This window comes from Enterocloster aldenensis (assembly GCF_003434055.1).
Classification (GTDB): domain Bacteria; phylum Bacillota; class Clostridia; order Lachnospirales; family Lachnospiraceae; genus Enterocloster; species Enterocloster aldenensis.
On the sequence record NZ_QVEX01000001.1, the window covers coordinates 745,886 to 764,727 of the forward strand.

Below are 18,842 nucleotides of genomic sequence, written 5' to 3' on the forward strand. Positions count from 1 at the left end.
AACCCAAAGGAGGATTTTATGATGACACAGAAAACAGGAGCTTTGATTTTTGATGAAACCGCTGACCGCTACGACATTCGCTTTGACGTAAACGACTATTACGGGGGATTGCATTGCGGCGACTGCATGGAGGTCTTTGTGCGGGGCAAATGGAAGCCGACCCGTATGGAGTACGGGGACAACTGGTATCTTGTGGGTATTCGGGCGGCAGACCTTTCCGGGCTGCGGGTACGGATTTAACAGGGCGGCGTGAAAGCGGATGCTCTTTTTTCATGCCCGTCCCGTTTCCCGGCGGCGGGCATACCACCATAGAACACGAAAGGAGGACACCCATTGCAGGAGGAAACCAACGAAAAGACCATAGCCCTTTACATCAAGACCGGAAAGCTGACCGCGCAGCAGCTCCAAAAGGCTATGAAAGCCCTGCTTGCACAGATGAAAAAGCAGCATGACAAACAGAAAATCCCGCATGGCAAGCAGACCCTAAAGCAGCTTATGAAGCAGAACGCGGGCGTTTCCAACATTGAAATCACAAAGGACAATATCAAAGCCTTTGAGAGTACGGCGAAAAAATACGGGATTGACTTTGCCTTAAAGAAAGACAGCACCGAAACCCCGCCCCGCTATCTTGTGTTTTTTAAGGGACGGGACGCGGACGCACTGACCGCAGCTTTCAAGGAGTTTTCCGCAAAGAAGCTGACGCAGGAACAAAAGCCCTCTATCCGCAAGCTGATTGTTTCCCTCAAAGAAAAGGCGGCGGCTCTGAACGCACAGAGGGAAAAAGTGAAGAAAAAGGACAGGGAGGTATCGCTATGAAGCCGGAACTTAAAAAGCTGCTTATCCTAAATGCCCCCTATCTGCTCTTTGTCTATCTCTTTGACAAAATCGGACAGGCGGTGCGGCTCTCTCCGGGGGCTGACCTGTCCGGCAAGGTGCTTTCCCTTGCAGACGGCTTTTCCGCTGCCTTTGCAAACCCGCTTCCGAGCCTTGCACCTATGGATTTGCTTATCGGTATTGTAGGGGCTGTCCTTATCCGGCTGATTGTCTATGTAAAAGGCAAGAATGCGAAGAAATACCGGAAAGGTATCGAATACGGCTCTGCCCGTTGGGGCAACGCCGAAGATATAAAGCCCTACACCGACCCGGTATTTCAAAATAACGTGCTGCTCACACAGACGGAACGGCTTACCATGAACAGCCGCCCAAAGCAGCCAAAGTATGCAAGGAATAAAAATATCCTTGTTATCGGGGGAAGCGGCAGCGGCAAGACGAGATTTTTCGTAAAGCCCAACCTTATGCAAATGCACTCAAGCTACGTTGTAACCGACCCGAAAGGAACGGTTTTAGTCGAGTGCGGGAAGCTCTTACAGCGGGGCGGGTATCGGATAAAGGTGCTGAACACGATAAACTTCAAAAAAAGCATGAAATACAATCCCTTTGCCTATCTCCGCAGCGAAAAAGACATTTTGAAACTGGTAAATACTTTGATTGCCAACACCAAAGGGGACGGGGAAAAAGCAGGGGAAGATTTTTGGATAAAATCGGAACGGCTCTTTTACTGCGCCCTTATCGGCTACATTTGGTACGAAGCCCCGGAGGAAGAAAAGAATTTTACGACGCTGCTTGAAATGATAAATGCCAGTGAAGCCCGCGAGGACGACCCGGAATTTCAGTCCCCCGTTGACCTTATGTTTGAACGGTTGGAGGAAAAAGACCCGGAACACTTTGCTGTCCGGCAGTATAAGAAATTCCTGTTATCTGCGGGAAAGACAAGAAGCTCTATCCTCATTTCCTGCGGGGCGCGGCTTGCCCCTTTTGACATTAAAGAGCTGCGCGACCTTATGGAAACCGACGAAATGGAACTTGATACCATAGGCGACCGTAAGACCGCCCTGTTTGTCATTATCAGCGACACCGACGACACTTTTAACTTTGTTGTGAGTATTCTTTACACGCAGCTTTTCAATCTTCTTTGCGACAAGGCAGATGATGAATACGGCGGCAGGCTGCCCGTCCATGTACGCTGTCTGTTAGACGAGTTTGCAAATATCGGGCAGATACCGAAGTTTGAAAAGCTCATAGCCACTATCCGAAGCCGGGAAATCTCTGCTTCAATCATTCTGCAAAGCCAGTCGCAGCTAAAGGCGATATACAAAGATAACGCCGATACCATAGCCGGCAACTGCGACACCACCCTTTTCTTGGGCGGCAAGGAGAAAACCACCCTCAAAGAAATGTCGGAAATCTTGGGGAAAGAAACCATTGACAGCTTCAACACTTCCGAGAACCGGGGGCGTGAGGTATCACATGGGCTGAACTATCAGAAGTTAGGCAAGCAGCTTATGACCGAAGATGAAATTGCAGTCATGGACGGCGGGAAATGTATCTTACAACTACGAGGGGTACGCCCGTTCTTCTCTGATAAGTATGACATTACAAAGCACCCCAACTATAAATATCTTTCCGACTATGACAAGAAAAATACCTTTGATATGGAAAAGCATTTAAGGCGCAGACCCGCCCTTGTAAAGCCGGACGAACCCTTTGACTATTACGAAATCAGCGAAGCAGATTTGCAGGAGGACACCGACCATGAATAGACGTATGCAGAAGAAAAAAGATAAGAAAATCACAGAAGCCATAAACGGGCTTGTTTTCATTGCCGAGCGACGGGAACAGCAACGGCAGGCAGCTATCCAGCAGTTTGTGAAACGGTGTGAAGCCCTGTATGAGCAGAAACGGGTGCGGCGGGAACTTTGATTTTACGGGAGGTTATACTATGAGCAGACAGAAAACAAAAACTGATGATATACGTCGTGAACATTATTTTACAAAGATGATAGAAAATGCAGAAAACGCTCTGCGGGAGTATTTGCAGGAACGCGGAGGGGAACAGACCCTTTACGTTACCGAGTATATGCAGCGTAGGAGCTATCTTTTGGAATGACGAAAAATGTGTGTTCCCGGCTGAAAAGAAAGGAGGAATTGACGCAGTAACAAAGAAAAAGACAACTTGCATGATACGCGCCCCTACAAAAATTCCTATCGCCCACACTGACAACTGAATACCGCCGCGCGGCAGAACTTTAGGCAGCGCGGGGACTTATGACCGCGGCAGTTTGAAAACTGACCGCCGTTTTTTATGCCCTTTTATAGGGCAAGCCGCATTTGCGGCAGAAAGGAGCTTTATGGAATTTTTTAACTCTGCTATCGACGTATTACAGACCCTTGTTATCGCACTGGGCGCAGGCTTAGGCATTTGGGGCGTTATCAATCTCTTGGAGGGATATGGAAACGACAATCCGGGTGCAAAATCACAAGGCATTAAGCAGCTTATGGCGGGCGGCGGCGTTGCCCTTATCGGCACTATCCTTGTACCGCTTCTTTCCGGTCTGTTCGGATAAGATTACGGAGGGTAGCCTATGGAGAGCATACTGGAAGCGATTAACGAATGGATAAAAGAAATCCTTATCGGAGCCATTAACGGCAACCTTTCCACTATGTTCGGGGACGTAAACGAAAAAGTAGGCACCATTGCAGCGGAGGTAGGCAAGACCCCGCAGGGGTGGAACGCAAACATTTTCAGCATGATACAAAACCTGTCGGAAAATGTGATTGTACCCATTGCGGGGCTTGTCATTACCTATGTCCTCTGTTATGAGCTTATCAGCATGGTAACGGAAAAAAACAATATGCACGACATAGAAACATTTATGTTTTTCAAGTGGTTTTTCAAAGCCTTTGTTGCCGTTTTCTTGGTAACACATACCTTTGATATTACTATGGCGGTGTTTGATATGGCGCAGCATATTGTATCCGGCGCGGCGGGGGTAATCGGCGGCGATACGAATATCGACGTAACCGAAGCCCTTGCCGCCATGCAGGAGGGACTAAAAGATATGGAAATCCCCGAACTACTGTTACTTGTCATGGAAACGAGCCTTGTAAGCCTTTGTATGAAAATCATGTCCGTACTGATAACCGTTATCCTCTACGGCAGAATGATTGAGATATACGCCTACTGTTCTGTTTCCCCTATCCCTTTTGCTACCATGACAAACCGGGAATGGGGACAGATTGGGAACAACTACCTAAAGGGGCTGTTTGCACTGGGCTTTCAAGGCTTCCTCATTATGATATGCGTCGGCATTTATGCGGTTTTAGTAGGCGAAATGGTCTTAGCGGACAATCTGCACAGCGCGATTTTTTCCCTTGCAGCCTATACCGTTATCCTCTGTTTCTCCCTGTTCAAATCCGGCGCACTGGCAAAATCCATATTCAACGCCCACTAAGGGCAGAAAGGAGGTTTTTTCTTGGCGTATGTACCTGTACCCAAAGACCTATCCAAAGTCAAAACAAAAGTCGCTTTCAATCTAACAAAGCGGCAAATCCTTTGTTTTTCAGTGGCACTTCTTATAGGACTGCCGCTTTTCTTTTTGCTCAAAGACAGCGCAGGGACGAGCCTTGCGGCAATGGTAATGATTGTCGTCATGCTTCCCTGCTTCTTGGTTGCCATGTATGAAAAGCATGGGCAGCCCCTTGAAGTGGTAATAAAGAACATCATTCAGACAAAATTTACCCGCCCCAAAGTGCGACCATATCAGACAGAAAACCTATATGCACTCTTGGAGAAACAGCGGGCATTAGAAAAGGAGGTATCAGCGATTGTCAAAAGGACAGACAAAAAAGACGCGGGAAGCCGCAGGAAACAGGCGTAAGCTGACCCGCGCGGAAAAGAAACAGATAGCGGCGGTTATCCGGCAGGCAAAGGGGGACGGCAAAGCCCACACCGCACAGCAGACCATTCCCTACCTTGCCATGTACCCGGACGGTATCTGCAAAGTGGCACAGCGGAAATATTCAAAGAGCATTGCCTTTGAGGACATTAACTATCAGCTTGCACAGGCAGACGACAAGACCGCCATTTTTGAAAACTGGTGCGATTTTCTCAATTACTTTGACGCAAGCGTAAATGTGCAGCTTTCGTTTATCAATCAAGGTTCACAGCAGGAACAGGCAGCGCGGGCAATCCATATCCCGCCGCAAAATGATGATTTTAACTCTATCCGCACCGAATATTCCGATATGCTGAAAATGCAGCTTGCCAAAGGGAACAACGGGCTTGTAAAGCACAAGTACATCACGTTTTCCATTGAAGCGGACAATCCGGCGGCGGCAAGGGCGCGGCTTTCCCGTATCGAAACGGACGTACTCAACAATTTCAAGGTGCTTGGCGTATCGGCGCACCCCTTATCCGGCTATGAACGCTTAAAGGTGCTGCATGGGGTATTCCACCCGGCAGGCGAGCCGTTCTCATTCTCCTATGACTGGCTGACCCCGACAGGGCTTACCACAAAGGACTTTATCGCCCCGTCCTCTTTCAAGTTCGGGGAGGGACGCTACTTTGCTATGGGGAAAAAAACGGGGGCGGTATCGTTCCTTGAAATCCTTGCCCCGGAGTTAAACGACCGTATTTTAGCGGATATGTTGGACTTGGAAACAGGGGTTATTGTCAATCTCCATATTAAAAGTATCGACCAGTCGGAAGCAATCAAGACCATTAAGCGCAAAATCACTGACCTTGACAAGATGAAGATTGAGGAACAGAAAAAAGCAGTTAGAAGCGGTTACGATATTGACATACTCCCGTCCGACCTTGCCACTTTTGGGAATGAAGCAAAGAATTTGTTGCAGGATTTACAGAGCCGCAACGAGCGAATGTTTCTGCTGACGTTCCTTGTGGTAAACATGGCAGACACGAAGCGGAAACTGGAAAATGACATTTTCGCGGCGGCGGGCATTGCACAGAAATACAACTGCGCCTTGACCCGTCTTGACTATCAGCAGGAAGCGGGGCTGATGTCCTCTATCCCTTTGGGGGAGAACCTTATCCCTATTCAGAGAGGGTTGACGACGAGCAGCACCGCTATTTTTATCCCGTTCATCACACAGGAACTATTTCAGACTGGGGCTGCCCTGTATTATGGCTTAAATGCCCTGTCAAACAACATGATACTCTGCGACCGCAAGCAGCTTAAAAATCCAAACGGGCTTATCTTGGGAACACCGGGCAGCGGAAAATCCTTTGCGGCAAAGCGGGAAATCACAAATGCTTTTCTCATTACCGACGACGATATTTTTATCTGCGACCCGGAAGCGGAGTATTTTGCCCTTGTAAAACGGCTTGGCGGGCAAGTGATACGGTTATCCCCGACAGGCAAAGGTATGGACGGTACGCCCCAGTATGTGAACCCTATGGATATGAACCTCAACTATTCCGAGGACGACAGCCCCCTTGCACTGAAAAGCGATTTTATCCTTTCTCTCTGCGAGCTTGTCATTGGCGGCAAGGAGGGCTTACAGCCTGTTGATAAGACCGTCATTGACCGCGCTGTAAGAAATGTGTATAGGGACTACCTTGCTGACCCCGACCCGGAGAAAATGCCTATCTTGGGCGACCTTTACGACGAGCTGTTAAAGCAGCCGGAGCCGGAAGCTGCCCGCATTGCCGCAGCATTGGAGCTGTATGTTTCCGGCAGCCTTAACGTATTCAACCACAGAACCAACGTGGAGCTTTCTAACCGCCTTGTCTGCTTTGATATAAAGCAGCTTGGAAAGCAGCTCAAAAAGTTAGGTATGCTCATTGTGCAAGACCAGATATGGAACCGCGTTACCATTAACCGGGCAGAGAAAAAGTCCACCCGCTACTATATGGACGAATTTCACTTGCTCTTAAAAGAGGAACAGACCGCAGCTTACAGTGTGGAGATTTGGAAGCGTTTCCGTAAATGGGGCGGCATACCGACAGCTATCACACAGAATATTAAGGACTTGCTTGCTTCACGCGAGGTGGAAAATATCTTTGAAAACTCTGATTTTGTCCTCATGCTCAATCAGGCGCAGGGCGACCGGGCTATCCTTGCAAAGCAGCTTAATATCTCCCCGCAACAGATGAAGTATGTAACCCATACCGAAGCAGGCGAGGGACTTATCTTTTATGGAAATGTGGTGCTGCCCTTTGTAGACCATTTCCCGAAAGATACCGAGCTTTACCGCATTATGACGACGAAGCCGGAGGAAGTGAGCAGCCTATGAAAACAGACGTGATTATCAACCGGGACGCGCTTTGTGCTTTGCAGGAATTACCCAGTGAAAGCGTCCATTGCTGCGTTACAAGCCCGCCGTACTTTGCGCTGCGGGACTATGGGCTTGACGCACAAATCGGACAGGAGGATACGCCGGAACAGTATATTGACAGGCTGACCTCTGTTTTTCGCGAGCTTTACCGGGTGCTTAGAAAGGACGGTACGTTATGGCTGAATATCGCAGACACCTATTGCGGCACAGGAAATAAAGGCGGCTATGCTGACCCAAAAAAACCAAAGGGACGCACCGGACAGCGGATTGCAAGGAACAGCCGCGTTACCGGCTGCAAACAAAAGGACTTAATCGGTATTCCCTGGCTCTTGGCGTTTTCCCTACGGGAACAGGGGTGGTATCTACGGAGCGATATTATATGGCAAAAACAAAATCCTATGCCGGAAAGCTGCAAAGACCGCCCGACCCGCTGCTATGAACATATCTTCCTGCTTTCAAAGGAAAAGAAATATTACTATGACGCTGCCGCCATTGCAGAACCCTTAGCACCTACTACCGCAGAACGGTATCGCAGAGCGCGCAGCACCAACAGCAAATACACACAGGAAATACCCGGACAAGGAAAGGTGCAGGGACTAAACCGACCGCGGGACGGTGGCTACTATGACGACGCGCTCATGCCGACCACGCGGAACAAGCGGGACGTGTGGCTGATTAACACTGTCCCATATAAAGGGGCGCATTTTGCAGCTTTTCCCCCGAAATTAGCGGAAACCTGTATCTTGGCGGGCTGTCCCAAAGGTGGGATTGTCATAGACCCGTTTTTCGGAAGCGGAACCACAGGATTTGCAGCAAAAAGCCTTGACCGCCATTATATCGGGATTGAATTAAATGCAGAATATTGCGCCCTTGCGAGGGCGCGGATTGGAGGTGCAGGACTATCAAGCAATTAAAACCACGCGATAAAATCACACAGAAAATGACCCGCGACGGGCTTATCGAGGTAAACGAAACACAGCAGACCGCCGAGCGTATCAGCAGCCGGGAAGCAGACAGCGACTTTTCACAGCCGGACAGTGCCGCAGCGGAACGCGTCATAGAACATCTTGACGCAGCACATACCCGAAAAGCAAACAAAAAGGAAGTCAAAAAAGAGCAGGAAGCTACTGCTTTGCGTACTTCCACTTCCCGCTTACAGTTTACCGAGGAAGAACGGGCAACGCCGGAACTGGAAACTTACATCAAAAAATCGGAAAAAGCCGCTGACCGACTGGACGCAGCAAAGGCAGCTATCCCAAAGCAAAAGAAACTGGTTAAGGAGCGCACCTTTGACGAAGCCGCAGGAAAGGCAAAGACCCGCCTGCACTTTGAGGAACAGGAAAAGCCGATACCCGGCGGCAAAGCCCACAGCAACCCGTTATCCCGCCCCGCGCAGGAAGCGGGTATTTTTGTTCACAACAAAATCCACAGCGTCGAGAAAGACAATTCCGGCGCGGAGGGCGCGCACAAATCGGAGGAACTTGCCGAGCGCGGCGCAAGGTACGGGACAAGGAAATTCAAACAGGGCTACCGCAGCCATAAGCTGAAACCCTACCGGGAAGCAGCAAAGGCAGAAAAGGCAGCGTTCAAGGCAAATGTGAACTTCCAGTATCACAAAGTCTTGCAGGAAAATCCTCAGCTTACAAGCAATCCCTTTTCCCGGTTTATGCAGAAACAAAAAATCAAACGCCAGTATGCAAAAACTGTAAAGAAAGGCGGTGCAGCCACCGCCAAAGCAACCGCCGGAGCGTCACAGACAGCAGCAAAGAAAGCGGCTGCCTTTGTAGGGCGACACCCGGCGGGCGTGATAATCGCTATCGCCGCGCTGCTTCTGTTCATCATGGTATCAGTAGGGCTTTCCTCTTGTGGGGCAATGTTTTCCGGCAGCATGAACAGCGTGTTAGGGACTTCCTACACGTCCGAGGACAGCGACCTTGTGGCAACGGAACAGAGCTATGCTGCAATGGAAAACGAACTGCAAAGTGAGATTGACAATATCGAAACCACCCACAGCGGCTATGATGAATACCGCTATGACCTTGACACTATCGGGCATAACCCACACGAACTTGCGTCTTATCTGACCGCCCTTTTACAGAGCTACACCCCACAGAGCGCACAGGCAGAGCTAAAACGGCTGTTCGGCTTACAGTACACCTTGACGCTGACGGAAGAAATCGAGATACGCACCACCACCGACGAGGAGGGCAACGAGGAAGAATACGAATACCGTATCTTGAACGTGAAGCTGACAAACAAGCCGATTGCTTCCCTTGCGGAAGAACTGCTGAACCCACAGCAGTTTGAAATGTTCAAAGTGTACTTACAGACACAGGGCAACAAACCGTTGATTTTTGGCGGCGGCTCTCCCGACGGCAGCCCCTCCGAGGATTTAAGCGGCGTGGAGTTTGTAAACGGCACACGTCCCGGAAACCCGGAGTTTATGGAGCTTGCAAAACAGCAAGTCGGAAACGTGGGCGGTTATCCCTATTGGAGTTGGTATGGCTTTAACAGCCGCGTGGAATGGTGCGCCTGCTTTGTGTCATGGTGCTACAATCAAGCCGGAAAAAGCGAACCCCGCTTTGCAGGCTGCGAATGGCAGGGCGTTCCTTGGTTCCAGTCAAGGGGACAATGGGGCGCGCGGGGCTATGAGAATATCGCACCGGGCGACGCTATCTTTTTCGATTGGGATTTAGACGGTGTTGCAGACCATGTGGGGCTTGTGCTTGGCAGGGACGGAAGCCGCGTCTATACCGTTGAGGGCAATTCCGGCGACGCCTGCAAGATAAAGAGCTATGACCTTAACTATCAATGTATCAAAGGCTATGGGCTGATGAACTGGTAAAGCAGCCCCAAAAAGAAAGGAGAAATGACCTATGGCAAACAATAAAATCGACCGTATCAATAAGGAAATCGCAAAGACCCGCGAGAAAATCACAGAGTATCAGAACAAGTTAAAAGGACTGGAAGCGCAGAAAACCGAAGCGGAAAACCTTGAAATCGTGCAGCTTGTACGAGCTATGCGTCTGACCCCGCAGGAACTGAACGCTATGCTGTCCGGCAGCGGTATTCCCGGCATGAACGCCGCACACGCTACCGAAGCGGCAGACTATGAAGAACAGGAGGAAAATGCAGATGAAGAATAAACTGAAAAAGACCATGACTGCCCTTTGTGCCGCCCTTATCCTTATGGGCGGTTTTTCTGTCCCTGCCTATGCACAGGGCGCAGCCACAGAGCCGCCCGCAGGGGACGCGACCAACGACAGCAACGTAGTTGTGGAGGAAAAAGAGGAAACGCCGCCCCTTACCCCAAAGGGAAACGCAACACTGGTTGACGATTACGGCGGCAATAAGCAGCTTATCACTGTTACCACCAAAGGCGGCAACTATTTCTATATCCTCATTGACCGCGCCGCCGAGGGCGAACAGACCGTACATTTCCTAAATCAAGTGGACGAAGCCGACCTTATGGCACTGACCGAAAACGGCGAAGCTGCCAAAAAGCCGGAAATCTGTAACTGTACGGAGAAATGCGAAGCCGGAAAGGTAAACACGTCCTGCCCGGTATGTGTTACCAGTATGACAGGCTGCACAGGCAAAGAACCTACCCCAACACCAACCGAGCAGCCGGAAGAACCGAAAGGAAAAGGCGGCAATCCCGGTGTGGTGCTTGCCTTAGTCCTCTTTGCCCTGCTTGGTGGCGGCGCAGCGTTCTACTACTTTAAGTTTCTAAAGCCGAAGCAGAATGTAAAGGGCGATACCGACCTTGAAGATTTTGAATTTGAGGACTACGACGAGGACGAGCCGGAAGCAGATACCGGGGAAACTCCCGAAGATGAAGAAACGGAGGAAGAAACCCTATGACCCTGTTTACCGACAATCCCTTTGAAAAGATGATGATACAGAAACCGAACGGGCGGCGTGATAATGCTCCGCCTGTTCCTTATCCCCCGGCTTGCGCTTCCTGCCCTTACAAGGGACAGTCCCCTTGTGTTGGGTATTGCATTAGAAAGATTGAAGCAAAACGACAGCCGGAACGATAAAAAGATGTACTTTCGATATGGAATATGATATAATTGTTCCAACCATAGGAAATGATAGAGTTAAACAAATTTTTAGAGTAAGCAAAGGAGATAAAAATATGTTACCCATTTCTGATATTCTTATTCGCTCAATAAGTGGATATGTGTTTATAGTTCCAGTTTTTATATTGTATTTCTTATACCTTAAAAAATCAGGAAGAAAGCAAAGCCTTCTCCATATTACTGCTGTATTTTTATTCTATTATTATCTTTTCGGGATTTTGACCGTAACAGGTATTGGTTATACAAGCACAATATCATTTCGTCCGAGGATTTCTCTGATTCCGTTTCTCGGTATGATAAGTGGACCAATAGATACCATACTGAATGTTGTTTTATTTGTTCCTTTTGGATTTTTTCTGCCGTTGCTGTATAAGAAATATCATCACATAAAGACTGTTGTATTAACTGGTTTTCTGTTCTCTTTATCTGTTGAAATTGTTCAGATGTTTGGTTGGGGTTCAACAGATATAAATGACCTTATTACAAATACAGTTGGAGTCTGTTTAGGATATTTGGTTTATTATTTGCTATCAAAAGTCTTGCCTAATAATTTAAGAAAACAATTTCAATCTGAGAATGTCAATGATATGGTCGAAGTGCCTTTGTTTGCAATTTACACATTTATAATCATGGTTACAGTTCAACCTTGGGTAATCCATAGTTTACTCAATATTGGATAAATTTTAGTTTTGTCAAATCATTTTACTATTTCATATCGCACAATTTTATACAATCACTTGTAGGAGCAATCGAAAAATCGGTTGCTCTTTTCTTTTACCCGAAAGGAGGATTTTTATTTGATTTTAGTTATCGCAGAAAAGCCCAGTGTGGCGCAGACAATCGCTGCCGTACTTGGGGCAAAGGAAAAGAAAGACGGATTTCTCACAGGAAGCGGCTATATCGTTTCTTGGTGTGTGGGACATTTGGTAGGGCTTGCGGAAGCTGCCGCTTACGGGGAGCAGTATAAAAAGTGGAGCTATGACAGCTTACCGATTTTGCCGCAGGAATGGAAATACACCGTTTCCGCTGACAAGGAAAAGCAATTCAAAACCTTAAAGGAGCTTATGCACCGGGCAGACGTTTCCGAAGTCGTCAATGCCTGCGACGCAGGGCGCGAGGGAGAACTCATTTTCCGTTTTGTCTATGAAATGGCAGGCTGCAAGAAACCTATGCGCCGCCTTTGGATTTCTTCTATGGAGGACAGCGCAATCAAAGAGGGCTTTTCCTGTCTGAAGAACGGCAGGGATTATGACCCTCTCTTTGCTTCCGCATTATGCAGGGCAAAAGCAGACTGGCTAATCGGTATCAATGCCACCCGCCTTTTTTCTGTCCTTTACAATCATACCTTGAACGTGGGGCGCGTACAGACCCCGACCTTAAAAATGCTTGTTGACCGGGACGCAGCGATTACCACTTTCAAGAAAGAAAAATACTACCATGTACGCCTTGCATTATCCGGCGCGGAAGCTGCAAGTGAACGAATTTCAAATAAGGCAGAAGCCGACGCATTAAAAACGACTTGCGAAGCGTCGCGGGCAGTATGTACTTCCCTTGTGAAAGAGAAAAAGACCGCAGCTCCGCCGAAGCTCTTTGACCTTACTTCTTTACAGAGGGAAGCAAACCGCCTGTTCGGATATACGGCAAAACAGACCCTTGACCTTGCACAAGCCTTGTATGAAAAGCGTTTGCTTACTTATCCGAGAACAGACAGCGCATTTCTGACCGACGACATGGGCGACACAGCGGCGGGCATTATCAAGCTGCTTTGTGGGAAGTTTTCCTTTATGGCGGGAAAAGACTTCACGCCGGAACTTGGAAAGGTGCTGAACAGTAAAAAGGTATCAGACCACCATGCCATTATCCCAACTATGGAGCTTGCAAAGACCGACCTTGCCGCGCTGCCGGAAAGCGAAAGGAATATCCTTACCCTTTCCGGGGCGCGTCTACTTATGGCGACCGCTGCACCGCATACCTTTGAAGCGGTTACGGCAGTCTTTGAATGTGCCGGACAGTCCTTTACCGCAAGGGGAAAAACGGTGCTGTCCGACGGGTGGAAAGAGATTGACCGAAGATACAGGGCAGCCTTAAAGAACAAGCCCGAAACGGACGACGCAGACAGCGACACAGAAAAGACCCTGCCGCCGTTTACCGAGGGACAAACCTTTGACAATCCGGCTGCAACGGTAACGGAGCATGACACAACACCGCCAAAGCCCCACAACGAAGCGTCGCTCCTTTCTGCTATGGAACGCGCCGGAAGTGAGGACACCGACCCGGACGCAGAACGCAAAGGGCTTGGAACTCCCGCCACCCGCGCCGCTGTCATTGAAAAACTGGTAAAGGGCGGCTTTGTGGAACGAAAAGGCAAGCAGCTACTTCCCACAAAAGACGGTATCAACCTTGTGTGCGTCCTGCCGGACACCTTGACAAGCCCGCAGCTTACCGCAGAATGGGAAAACAATCTGACGCAGATTGCAAAAGGCAAGGCAGACCCCGCCGCATTTATGGAGGGTATCGAGAATATGGCGCGGGAACTGGTAAAGACCTATCCGTTTCTTTCTGATGATAAAGCGCAGATGTTCAAGCCGGAACGGGAAGCGTTGGGAAGCTGCCCCCGCTGCGGTTCTCCTGTCTATGAGGGAAAGAAAAACTACTATTGCAGCAACAAAGAATGTATCTTTACCATGTGGAAAAATGACCGTTTCTTTGAAGAACGAAAAGTAACCTTTACCCCGAAGATTGCCGCTGCACTCTTAAAATCCGGCAAGGTAAATGTGAAAAAGCTCTATTCCCCAAAGACAGGCAAAACCTACAACGGAACTATCGTATTGGCTGATACGGGCGGGAGATATGTCAACTACCGCATTGAACTGCCGAAGAAAAAATAACTGAATAGCAAGCATAGGAAAAGAGTACCCTTTTCCGTAAAATCCCTGCTTTCTCTACCGAGAACGGCGGGGATTTTTGCTTGTTGGGAAGTTTCCCAAACCCTCTGAAACCGAAGAAAGGAGGTTACACATGGCAAGTTTACGGGACACCGTAAAGGACTATCAAGAAGAATTAAGGGACGGTATCGCTTGGGTGGCGTTTTGGAAAACGGGACGCTCTTGGAACGCAGAATATTTCCACCTTGAAATGAGCGATATTCTCTACCCGGAGGACAGAAGCCGCATGGAAGAAATCAAACAGGCTGACCCTGCCGCCGTTGTGGTAAACGGCTATTACTCCGGCTATCTTGGCGAGGATAGGAACCTTGACGAGCTGACCGCCGGGGTGCGCCGCCACTACGAAAACGGATATAGCAATATCGGGGAATTTATCGAAGCCCACGACGACAGGCTGCCGCCGGAGCTTATCGAGGAAGCAAGAGCCGCCGCCCACGCTGCGGGGCTGCCTTTCTCTGAAAAAGCCTACCGGGACGGCGAAGAACCCGACCCCTATCTATTTGACGGGAGCATGAGCATGGAGGACTACGAGCTTATGCACCGCATGATTGAGAAAGAAAGGAGCGAACACATGGAACAACCGATTTTAAGCGGGTATCTTTCTAATCTTGGAAAGTACACCGAGGGCAGACCTGCGGGCGAATGGGTATCATTCCCCACGACTGCCGAGCATTTGAAAGAAGTCTTTGACCGTATCGGCATAGACGGCAAAAACTACGGGGAGCTGCATATCACAGAATACCAGTCCTCTATTGCGGGACTGGCAGGAAAATTGACCGAGCTTGAAAGCCTTGACGAGCTGAACTATTTGAGCGAACTTTTGAAAATGCAGTTTGACGACGACAGGGAAAAATTTGTTGCAGCTATGGCATACGGCGACCATACAAGGGACTTGCAGGACATTATCAACCTTGCACAAAACCTTGATTGTTACTGGCTTTATCCGTCCGTACAGAGTGAGGAAGATTACGGGCATTATCTGATTGAAGAACTGGACGAGTTGGAGCTGCCCGAAGAAGCAAAAAAATATTTCATGTATGAGGAATACGGGCGGGACGCTGCTATCAATGACGGGGGCAGATTTACCGAGCAGGGCTATATCTACAATAACCGTAATACCTTTACAGAATGGTATGACGGGCGCGACGTGCCGGAGGAATACCGGGTAACGCCGCAGCCGCCAGTACAGGAAAAGGAACAGGCAGACCTTGACGCTTCCGCAGCTATACCGACCACCGCCACAGAGCAGCCCCCGGTTCTCCCGATTATCCTATCTTCTGAAAAGCCCGCTGACAAGATGAAAGAGATTACCGACCGACTGGAACAGGGGATTTTAGGACTGTATGAAAGCGACCGTTACGCCGACTATCTGCGTACTATGTCAAAATTCCATGATTACAGCCTTAACAATACAATCCTTATCGCCATGCAGGGCGGCAATCTTGTGAAAGGCTATAAACAATGGGAAAAGGAATTTGACCGCCATGTAAAGCCGGGAGAAAAAGCTATCAAGATACTTGCGCCGTCCCCGTTTACCGTTAAGAAACAGGTGGAAAAAATCGACCCGGACACCCAAAAGCCTGTTTTCGATAAGGACGGGAAACCTGTTACCGAGGAAAAGGAAATCAAGATACCCGCCTTTCGTGTGGTATCTGTCTTTGATATTTCACAGACCGAGGGAAAGGAGCTTCCTGCCCTTACCTATGAGCTGACGGGCAACGTGGAACAATACAAGGATTTTTTCGCTGCCCTTGAAAAGACTTCTCCCTTTGCTATGGGATTTGAAGCACTAAGCGGCGGCGTAAAAGGACGCTGCAATTATGAGGAAAAGCGTATCATCATCAACGAGGGCATGGACGAATTGCAGAATATCAAGACCGCAATCCATGAAATCGCCCACGCCACGCTGCATGATACTGCCCTTGCTATGCCGGAACGCCCCGACCGCCGTACCCGCGAGGTACAGGCGGAAAGCGTCGCCTATGCTGTCTGCCAACATTACGGGCTTGATACGTCGGACTATTCTTTTGGATATATCGCCGGGTGGAGCAGCGGAAAAGAACTTGCAGAACTGAAAGGCTCTCTTGAAACAATCCGCAGCACCGCCGCAAATCTGATTGATACCATAGACGGACATTTTGCAGCAATCCAAAAGGCACAGGATAAGGAACAGACCACCGAACAGGCGCAGCCCGCACAGGAAGCTACCAAACAGCCCGAAGCAGAAGCCGCCACGCCGGAGCTTCCCGAAGAAACAGCCCCGGTACAGGAAAAAGAAACACAGCCGGAACAGGCTGCACCCGCCGCCCCTTATTATCCTATCAATGAAGCTGCCGCCAAACGTGCAAAGGATATGAACAGCTTTTCCGATTATAAGCAAGGCAGCGCGACGGCTGAATACAGGCATTATGTAGATGAAGCCGTACAAATCGCAGAAAGGCAAAAACAGCGGGTAGACCCGATGTACCATGAGAAAATCGACAGCCTGCTTGACACCTATGCCCGGAAACTGGCGGCGAACATGAATAAAGGCTATGAGATTGACGCGCGTGTTCCCTCTATCCTGATTGCGGGCGGCTCTAACTTCCCCACAAGGAAGAAAGAAAAGCAGAACGCAGCCCGCGACAGCAATTACCGGGAATGGCAGGACATACAAGGGCTTCTTGATAAAATCCGCAGTACCGGCATGGGCGGTATCAGCGCAGACGACCCGCAGGCAGTACAGAAGTTAGAAAAGAAACTGGAAAGCCTTGAAAAATCACAGGAAACCATGAAAGCCGTAAACGCCTATTACCGTAAGCATAAGACCCTTGACGGCTGCCCGCATTTACCGCCGGAGGAACTGGAAAAACTGAAAGCAGACATGGCGAGCAGTTGGCATTTGGAGGACAAGCCATTTGCGACTTGGGCGTTATCCAACAACAGTGCAGAAATCCGGCGCGTGAAAGACCGTATCAAATCTCTTTCACAGCAAAAAGAAATCGGTTTTGTGGGTTGGAAATTTGACGGCGGCAAGGTGGAAGCAAACACCGAAGCGAACCGACTGCAAATCTTCTTTGAGGATAAGCCGGACGAAGCCACGCGGGAAGCCCTAAAAAGTAATGGCTTCCGTTGGTCGCCCAAAGCAGGGGCATGGCAGCGGCAGCTTACCAGTAACGCCTATTATGCGGCTGATTATGTCAAGGCGATTGTACCCCTTACGGGGGAAAAGCCTACCGAGTTACAACGGGCGCATATCCGGGCGCAAAAGGTAGATGCACAGGAGCAGCCGGAACAGGAAGCCCCACAGGACAAAGACACCTTTTCCATTTATCAGATAAAAGGCGGGGACGAAACAAGAGATTTGCGCTTTGAACCTTACGACCGTCTGACTGCCACAGGACACCGGGTAGACGCGAAAAACTATACACTTGTCTATTCCGCAGAGCTTACGCCGGGGACTTCCCTTGAAGATATTTACACCCGCTTTAATATCGACCACCCGAAAGATTTTAAGGGACACAGCCTTTCCGTTTCCGACGTGGTGGTGCTTCATCAGAACGGGCAGGACACCGCCCACTATGTAGACAGCTTCGGTTATAAGGAAGTGCCGGAGTTTTTCAAGGAGCAGGAAAATGCCCTCATTCCCGCCGACTTGGAAACGGGCGAAACAATCAAAACACCGAGAGGGACTTTCTATGTAACCGCCATGAGCCGCGAGCAAATGGAAGCTGCCGGATATGGATTGCACCACCAGTCCGACGACGGAAAATATCTGATTATGGGGAACGGCACTAGGGCTTTTGCTGTTCCCGTTCAGCCAGAGAACTATCTGAAAGCTGCCGAGCAGACCACAGAGCAAAACTACAACATGATTGACGGGCAGATAAACAACACCCCGACTACCGCAGAACTGGAAGCAAAGGTAAAGGCAGGAGAAACCATTTCCCTTGTTGACCTTGCGGAAGCTGTCAAGGCTGACAAGGAACGCGGCAAGGCAGCAAAAACGGAAAAGAAGCCCTCTATCCGGGCGCAGCTTAGAGCAGACAAAGAAAAAACCGCACAGAAAAAAGCGGCAAAATCAAAAAATCACGAATTGGAGGTATGAGCATGATTAGACTGACCGTTGAAGAAACAAACCTGTTGAGCATTTACAATGAGGGCGGTAAGCGCGGGCTTATGGAGAACATCAACGCTGCGCTGCCGTTTATGGACGAGGATATGCGGGAACTGGCGAAGCGCACCCTTGCGAAAATTGCACCTCTGACAGAAAATGAGTATACGGAGCTTGCCATTTTCGCCGCTGATGAGGTATGACCGGGCTAAAGCGGCTTACGCCGCCCCAAAGCCGGAAAGTCAACAGCCTTGTAAAAAAGGAGTGCTGCAACTGCGATAACGGACACTGTATTTTACTGGACGACGGGGAGGAATGTGTCTGCCCGCAGCTTATTTCCTATTCTCTTCTATGCAAATGGTTTCAGACCGCCGTACTTCCCTTTGATAAGCTGCTGTATGCAGAGCTTTTCAAGACCGAGGATAAAAAGCGTTGTACCGAGTGCGGAGCTTCTTTTGCGTCCACCTCTAACAGCGTCAAATACTGCCCGGACTGCCGGAAGCGTATTACCCGCAGACAGGCAGCGGAACGCATGAGGAAACGACGCGCCCTTGTTACGCAGTAGGGGCAAAAAAAGCCTTG

General features: G+C 49.3%; 19 protein-coding genes. All 19 read left to right on the forward strand.

Going from position 1 to position 18,842, the window contains the following annotated elements:
- Positions 1-21 precede the first annotated feature (21 nt).
- On the forward strand, positions 22-240 hold the full coding sequence (locus DWX59_RS03405) for a DUF5348 domain-containing protein (protein ID WP_004611927.1): 219 nt from the start codon (positions 22-24) through the stop codon (positions 238-240).
- A 93-nt stretch (positions 241-333) separates the two neighbouring features.
- Positions 334-816: a PcfB family protein gene (locus DWX59_RS03410; protein ID WP_069432335.1), complete on the forward strand. Its 483-nt coding sequence runs from the start codon at positions 334-336 to the stop codon at positions 814-816.
- Entirely contained in the window at positions 813-2,600 is a 1,788-nt protein-coding gene (locus DWX59_RS03415) for a VirD4-like conjugal transfer protein, CD1115 family (protein ID WP_072848542.1), read from the forward strand. Before DWX59_RS03410 ends, DWX59_RS03415 begins: the two co-directional genes overlap by 4 nt.
- Entirely contained in the window at positions 2,593-2,760 is a 168-nt protein-coding gene (locus DWX59_RS28605) for a hypothetical protein (protein WP_018112834.1), read from the forward strand. The genes DWX59_RS03415 and DWX59_RS28605 overlap by 8 nt, the downstream gene beginning before the upstream one ends.
- 19 nt (positions 2,761-2,779) lie before the next feature.
- On the forward strand, positions 2,780-2,947 hold the full coding sequence (locus DWX59_RS28610) for a hypothetical protein (RefSeq protein WP_162858247.1): 168 nt from the start codon (positions 2,780-2,782) through the stop codon (positions 2,945-2,947).
- A 241-nt stretch (positions 2,948-3,188) separates the two neighbouring features.
- A complete protein-coding gene (locus DWX59_RS03420; protein ID WP_009906233.1) occupies positions 3,189-3,404 on the forward strand; it encodes a Maff2 family protein in 216 nt (71 codons plus the stop codon).
- A gap of 18 nt (positions 3,405-3,422) precedes the next feature.
- Entirely contained in the window at positions 3,423-4,292 is an 870-nt protein-coding gene (locus DWX59_RS03425; RefSeq protein ID WP_032513415.1) for a VirB6/TrbL-like conjugal transfer protein, CD1112 family, read from the forward strand.
- Positions 4,293-4,313: 21 nt separating this feature from the next.
- Positions 4,314-4,718, forward strand: coding sequence for a PrgI family protein (locus tag DWX59_RS03430; protein ID WP_044477104.1), 405 nt, complete (start codon positions 4,314-4,316; stop codon positions 4,716-4,718).
- The gene (locus tag DWX59_RS03435; protein ID WP_069432101.1) at positions 4,666-7,095 is read left to right on the forward strand and encodes a VirB4-like conjugal transfer ATPase, CD1110 family; all 2,430 of its coding nucleotides are present in this window, start codon (positions 4,666-4,668) and stop codon (positions 7,093-7,095) included. The genes DWX59_RS03430 and DWX59_RS03435 overlap by 53 nt, the downstream gene beginning before the upstream one ends.
- Complete coding sequence (locus tag DWX59_RS03440) at positions 7,092-8,051, forward strand: DNA-methyltransferase (protein ID WP_117556246.1); 960 nt, start codon at positions 7,092-7,094, stop codon at positions 8,049-8,051. Before DWX59_RS03435 ends, DWX59_RS03440 begins: the two co-directional genes overlap by 4 nt.
- 26 nt (positions 8,052-8,077) lie before the next feature.
- A complete protein-coding gene (locus tag DWX59_RS03445) occupies positions 8,078-9,982 on the forward strand; it encodes a CHAP domain-containing protein (RefSeq protein WP_069432102.1) in 1,905 nt (634 codons plus the stop codon).
- Positions 9,983-10,013: 31 nt separating this feature from the next.
- On the forward strand, positions 10,014-10,283 hold the full coding sequence (locus tag DWX59_RS03450; protein WP_069432103.1) for a DUF4315 family protein: 270 nt from the start codon (positions 10,014-10,016) through the stop codon (positions 10,281-10,283).
- On the forward strand, positions 10,273-11,001 hold the full coding sequence (locus tag DWX59_RS03455; protein ID WP_035394374.1) for a DUF4366 domain-containing protein: 729 nt from the start codon (positions 10,273-10,275) through the stop codon (positions 10,999-11,001). Before DWX59_RS03450 ends, DWX59_RS03455 begins: the two co-directional genes overlap by 11 nt.
- Positions 10,998-11,180, forward strand: coding sequence for a hypothetical protein (locus DWX59_RS29155; protein WP_005933783.1), 183 nt, complete (start codon positions 10,998-11,000; stop codon positions 11,178-11,180). The genes DWX59_RS03455 and DWX59_RS29155 overlap by 4 nt, the downstream gene beginning before the upstream one ends.
- Positions 11,181-11,197: 17 nt before the next feature.
- Positions 11,198-11,902: a VanZ family protein gene (locus DWX59_RS03465; RefSeq protein WP_022621592.1), complete on the forward strand. Its 705-nt coding sequence runs from the start codon at positions 11,198-11,200 to the stop codon at positions 11,900-11,902.
- Positions 11,903-12,019: 117 nt separating this feature from the next.
- The gene (locus DWX59_RS03470; RefSeq protein ID WP_069432104.1) at positions 12,020-14,110 is read left to right on the forward strand and encodes a DNA topoisomerase 3; all 2,091 of its coding nucleotides are present in this window, start codon (positions 12,020-12,022) and stop codon (positions 14,108-14,110) included.
- A gap of 130 nt (positions 14,111-14,240) precedes the next feature.
- Positions 14,241-18,254, forward strand: a complete 4,014-nt coding sequence (locus DWX59_RS03475; protein WP_069432105.1) for an antirestriction protein ArdA — start codon at positions 14,241-14,243, stop codon at positions 18,252-18,254.
- On the forward strand, positions 18,251-18,463 hold the full coding sequence (locus tag DWX59_RS03480) for a transposon-transfer assisting family protein (RefSeq protein ID WP_436970290.1): 213 nt from the start codon (positions 18,251-18,253) through the stop codon (positions 18,461-18,463). Before DWX59_RS03475 ends, DWX59_RS03480 begins: the two co-directional genes overlap by 4 nt.
- Entirely contained in the window at positions 18,460-18,825 is a 366-nt protein-coding gene (locus tag DWX59_RS03485) for a cysteine-rich VLP domain-containing protein (protein WP_069432107.1), read from the forward strand. Before DWX59_RS03480 ends, DWX59_RS03485 begins: the two co-directional genes overlap by 4 nt.
- The last annotated feature ends 17 nt before the right edge of the window (positions 18,826-18,842 follow it).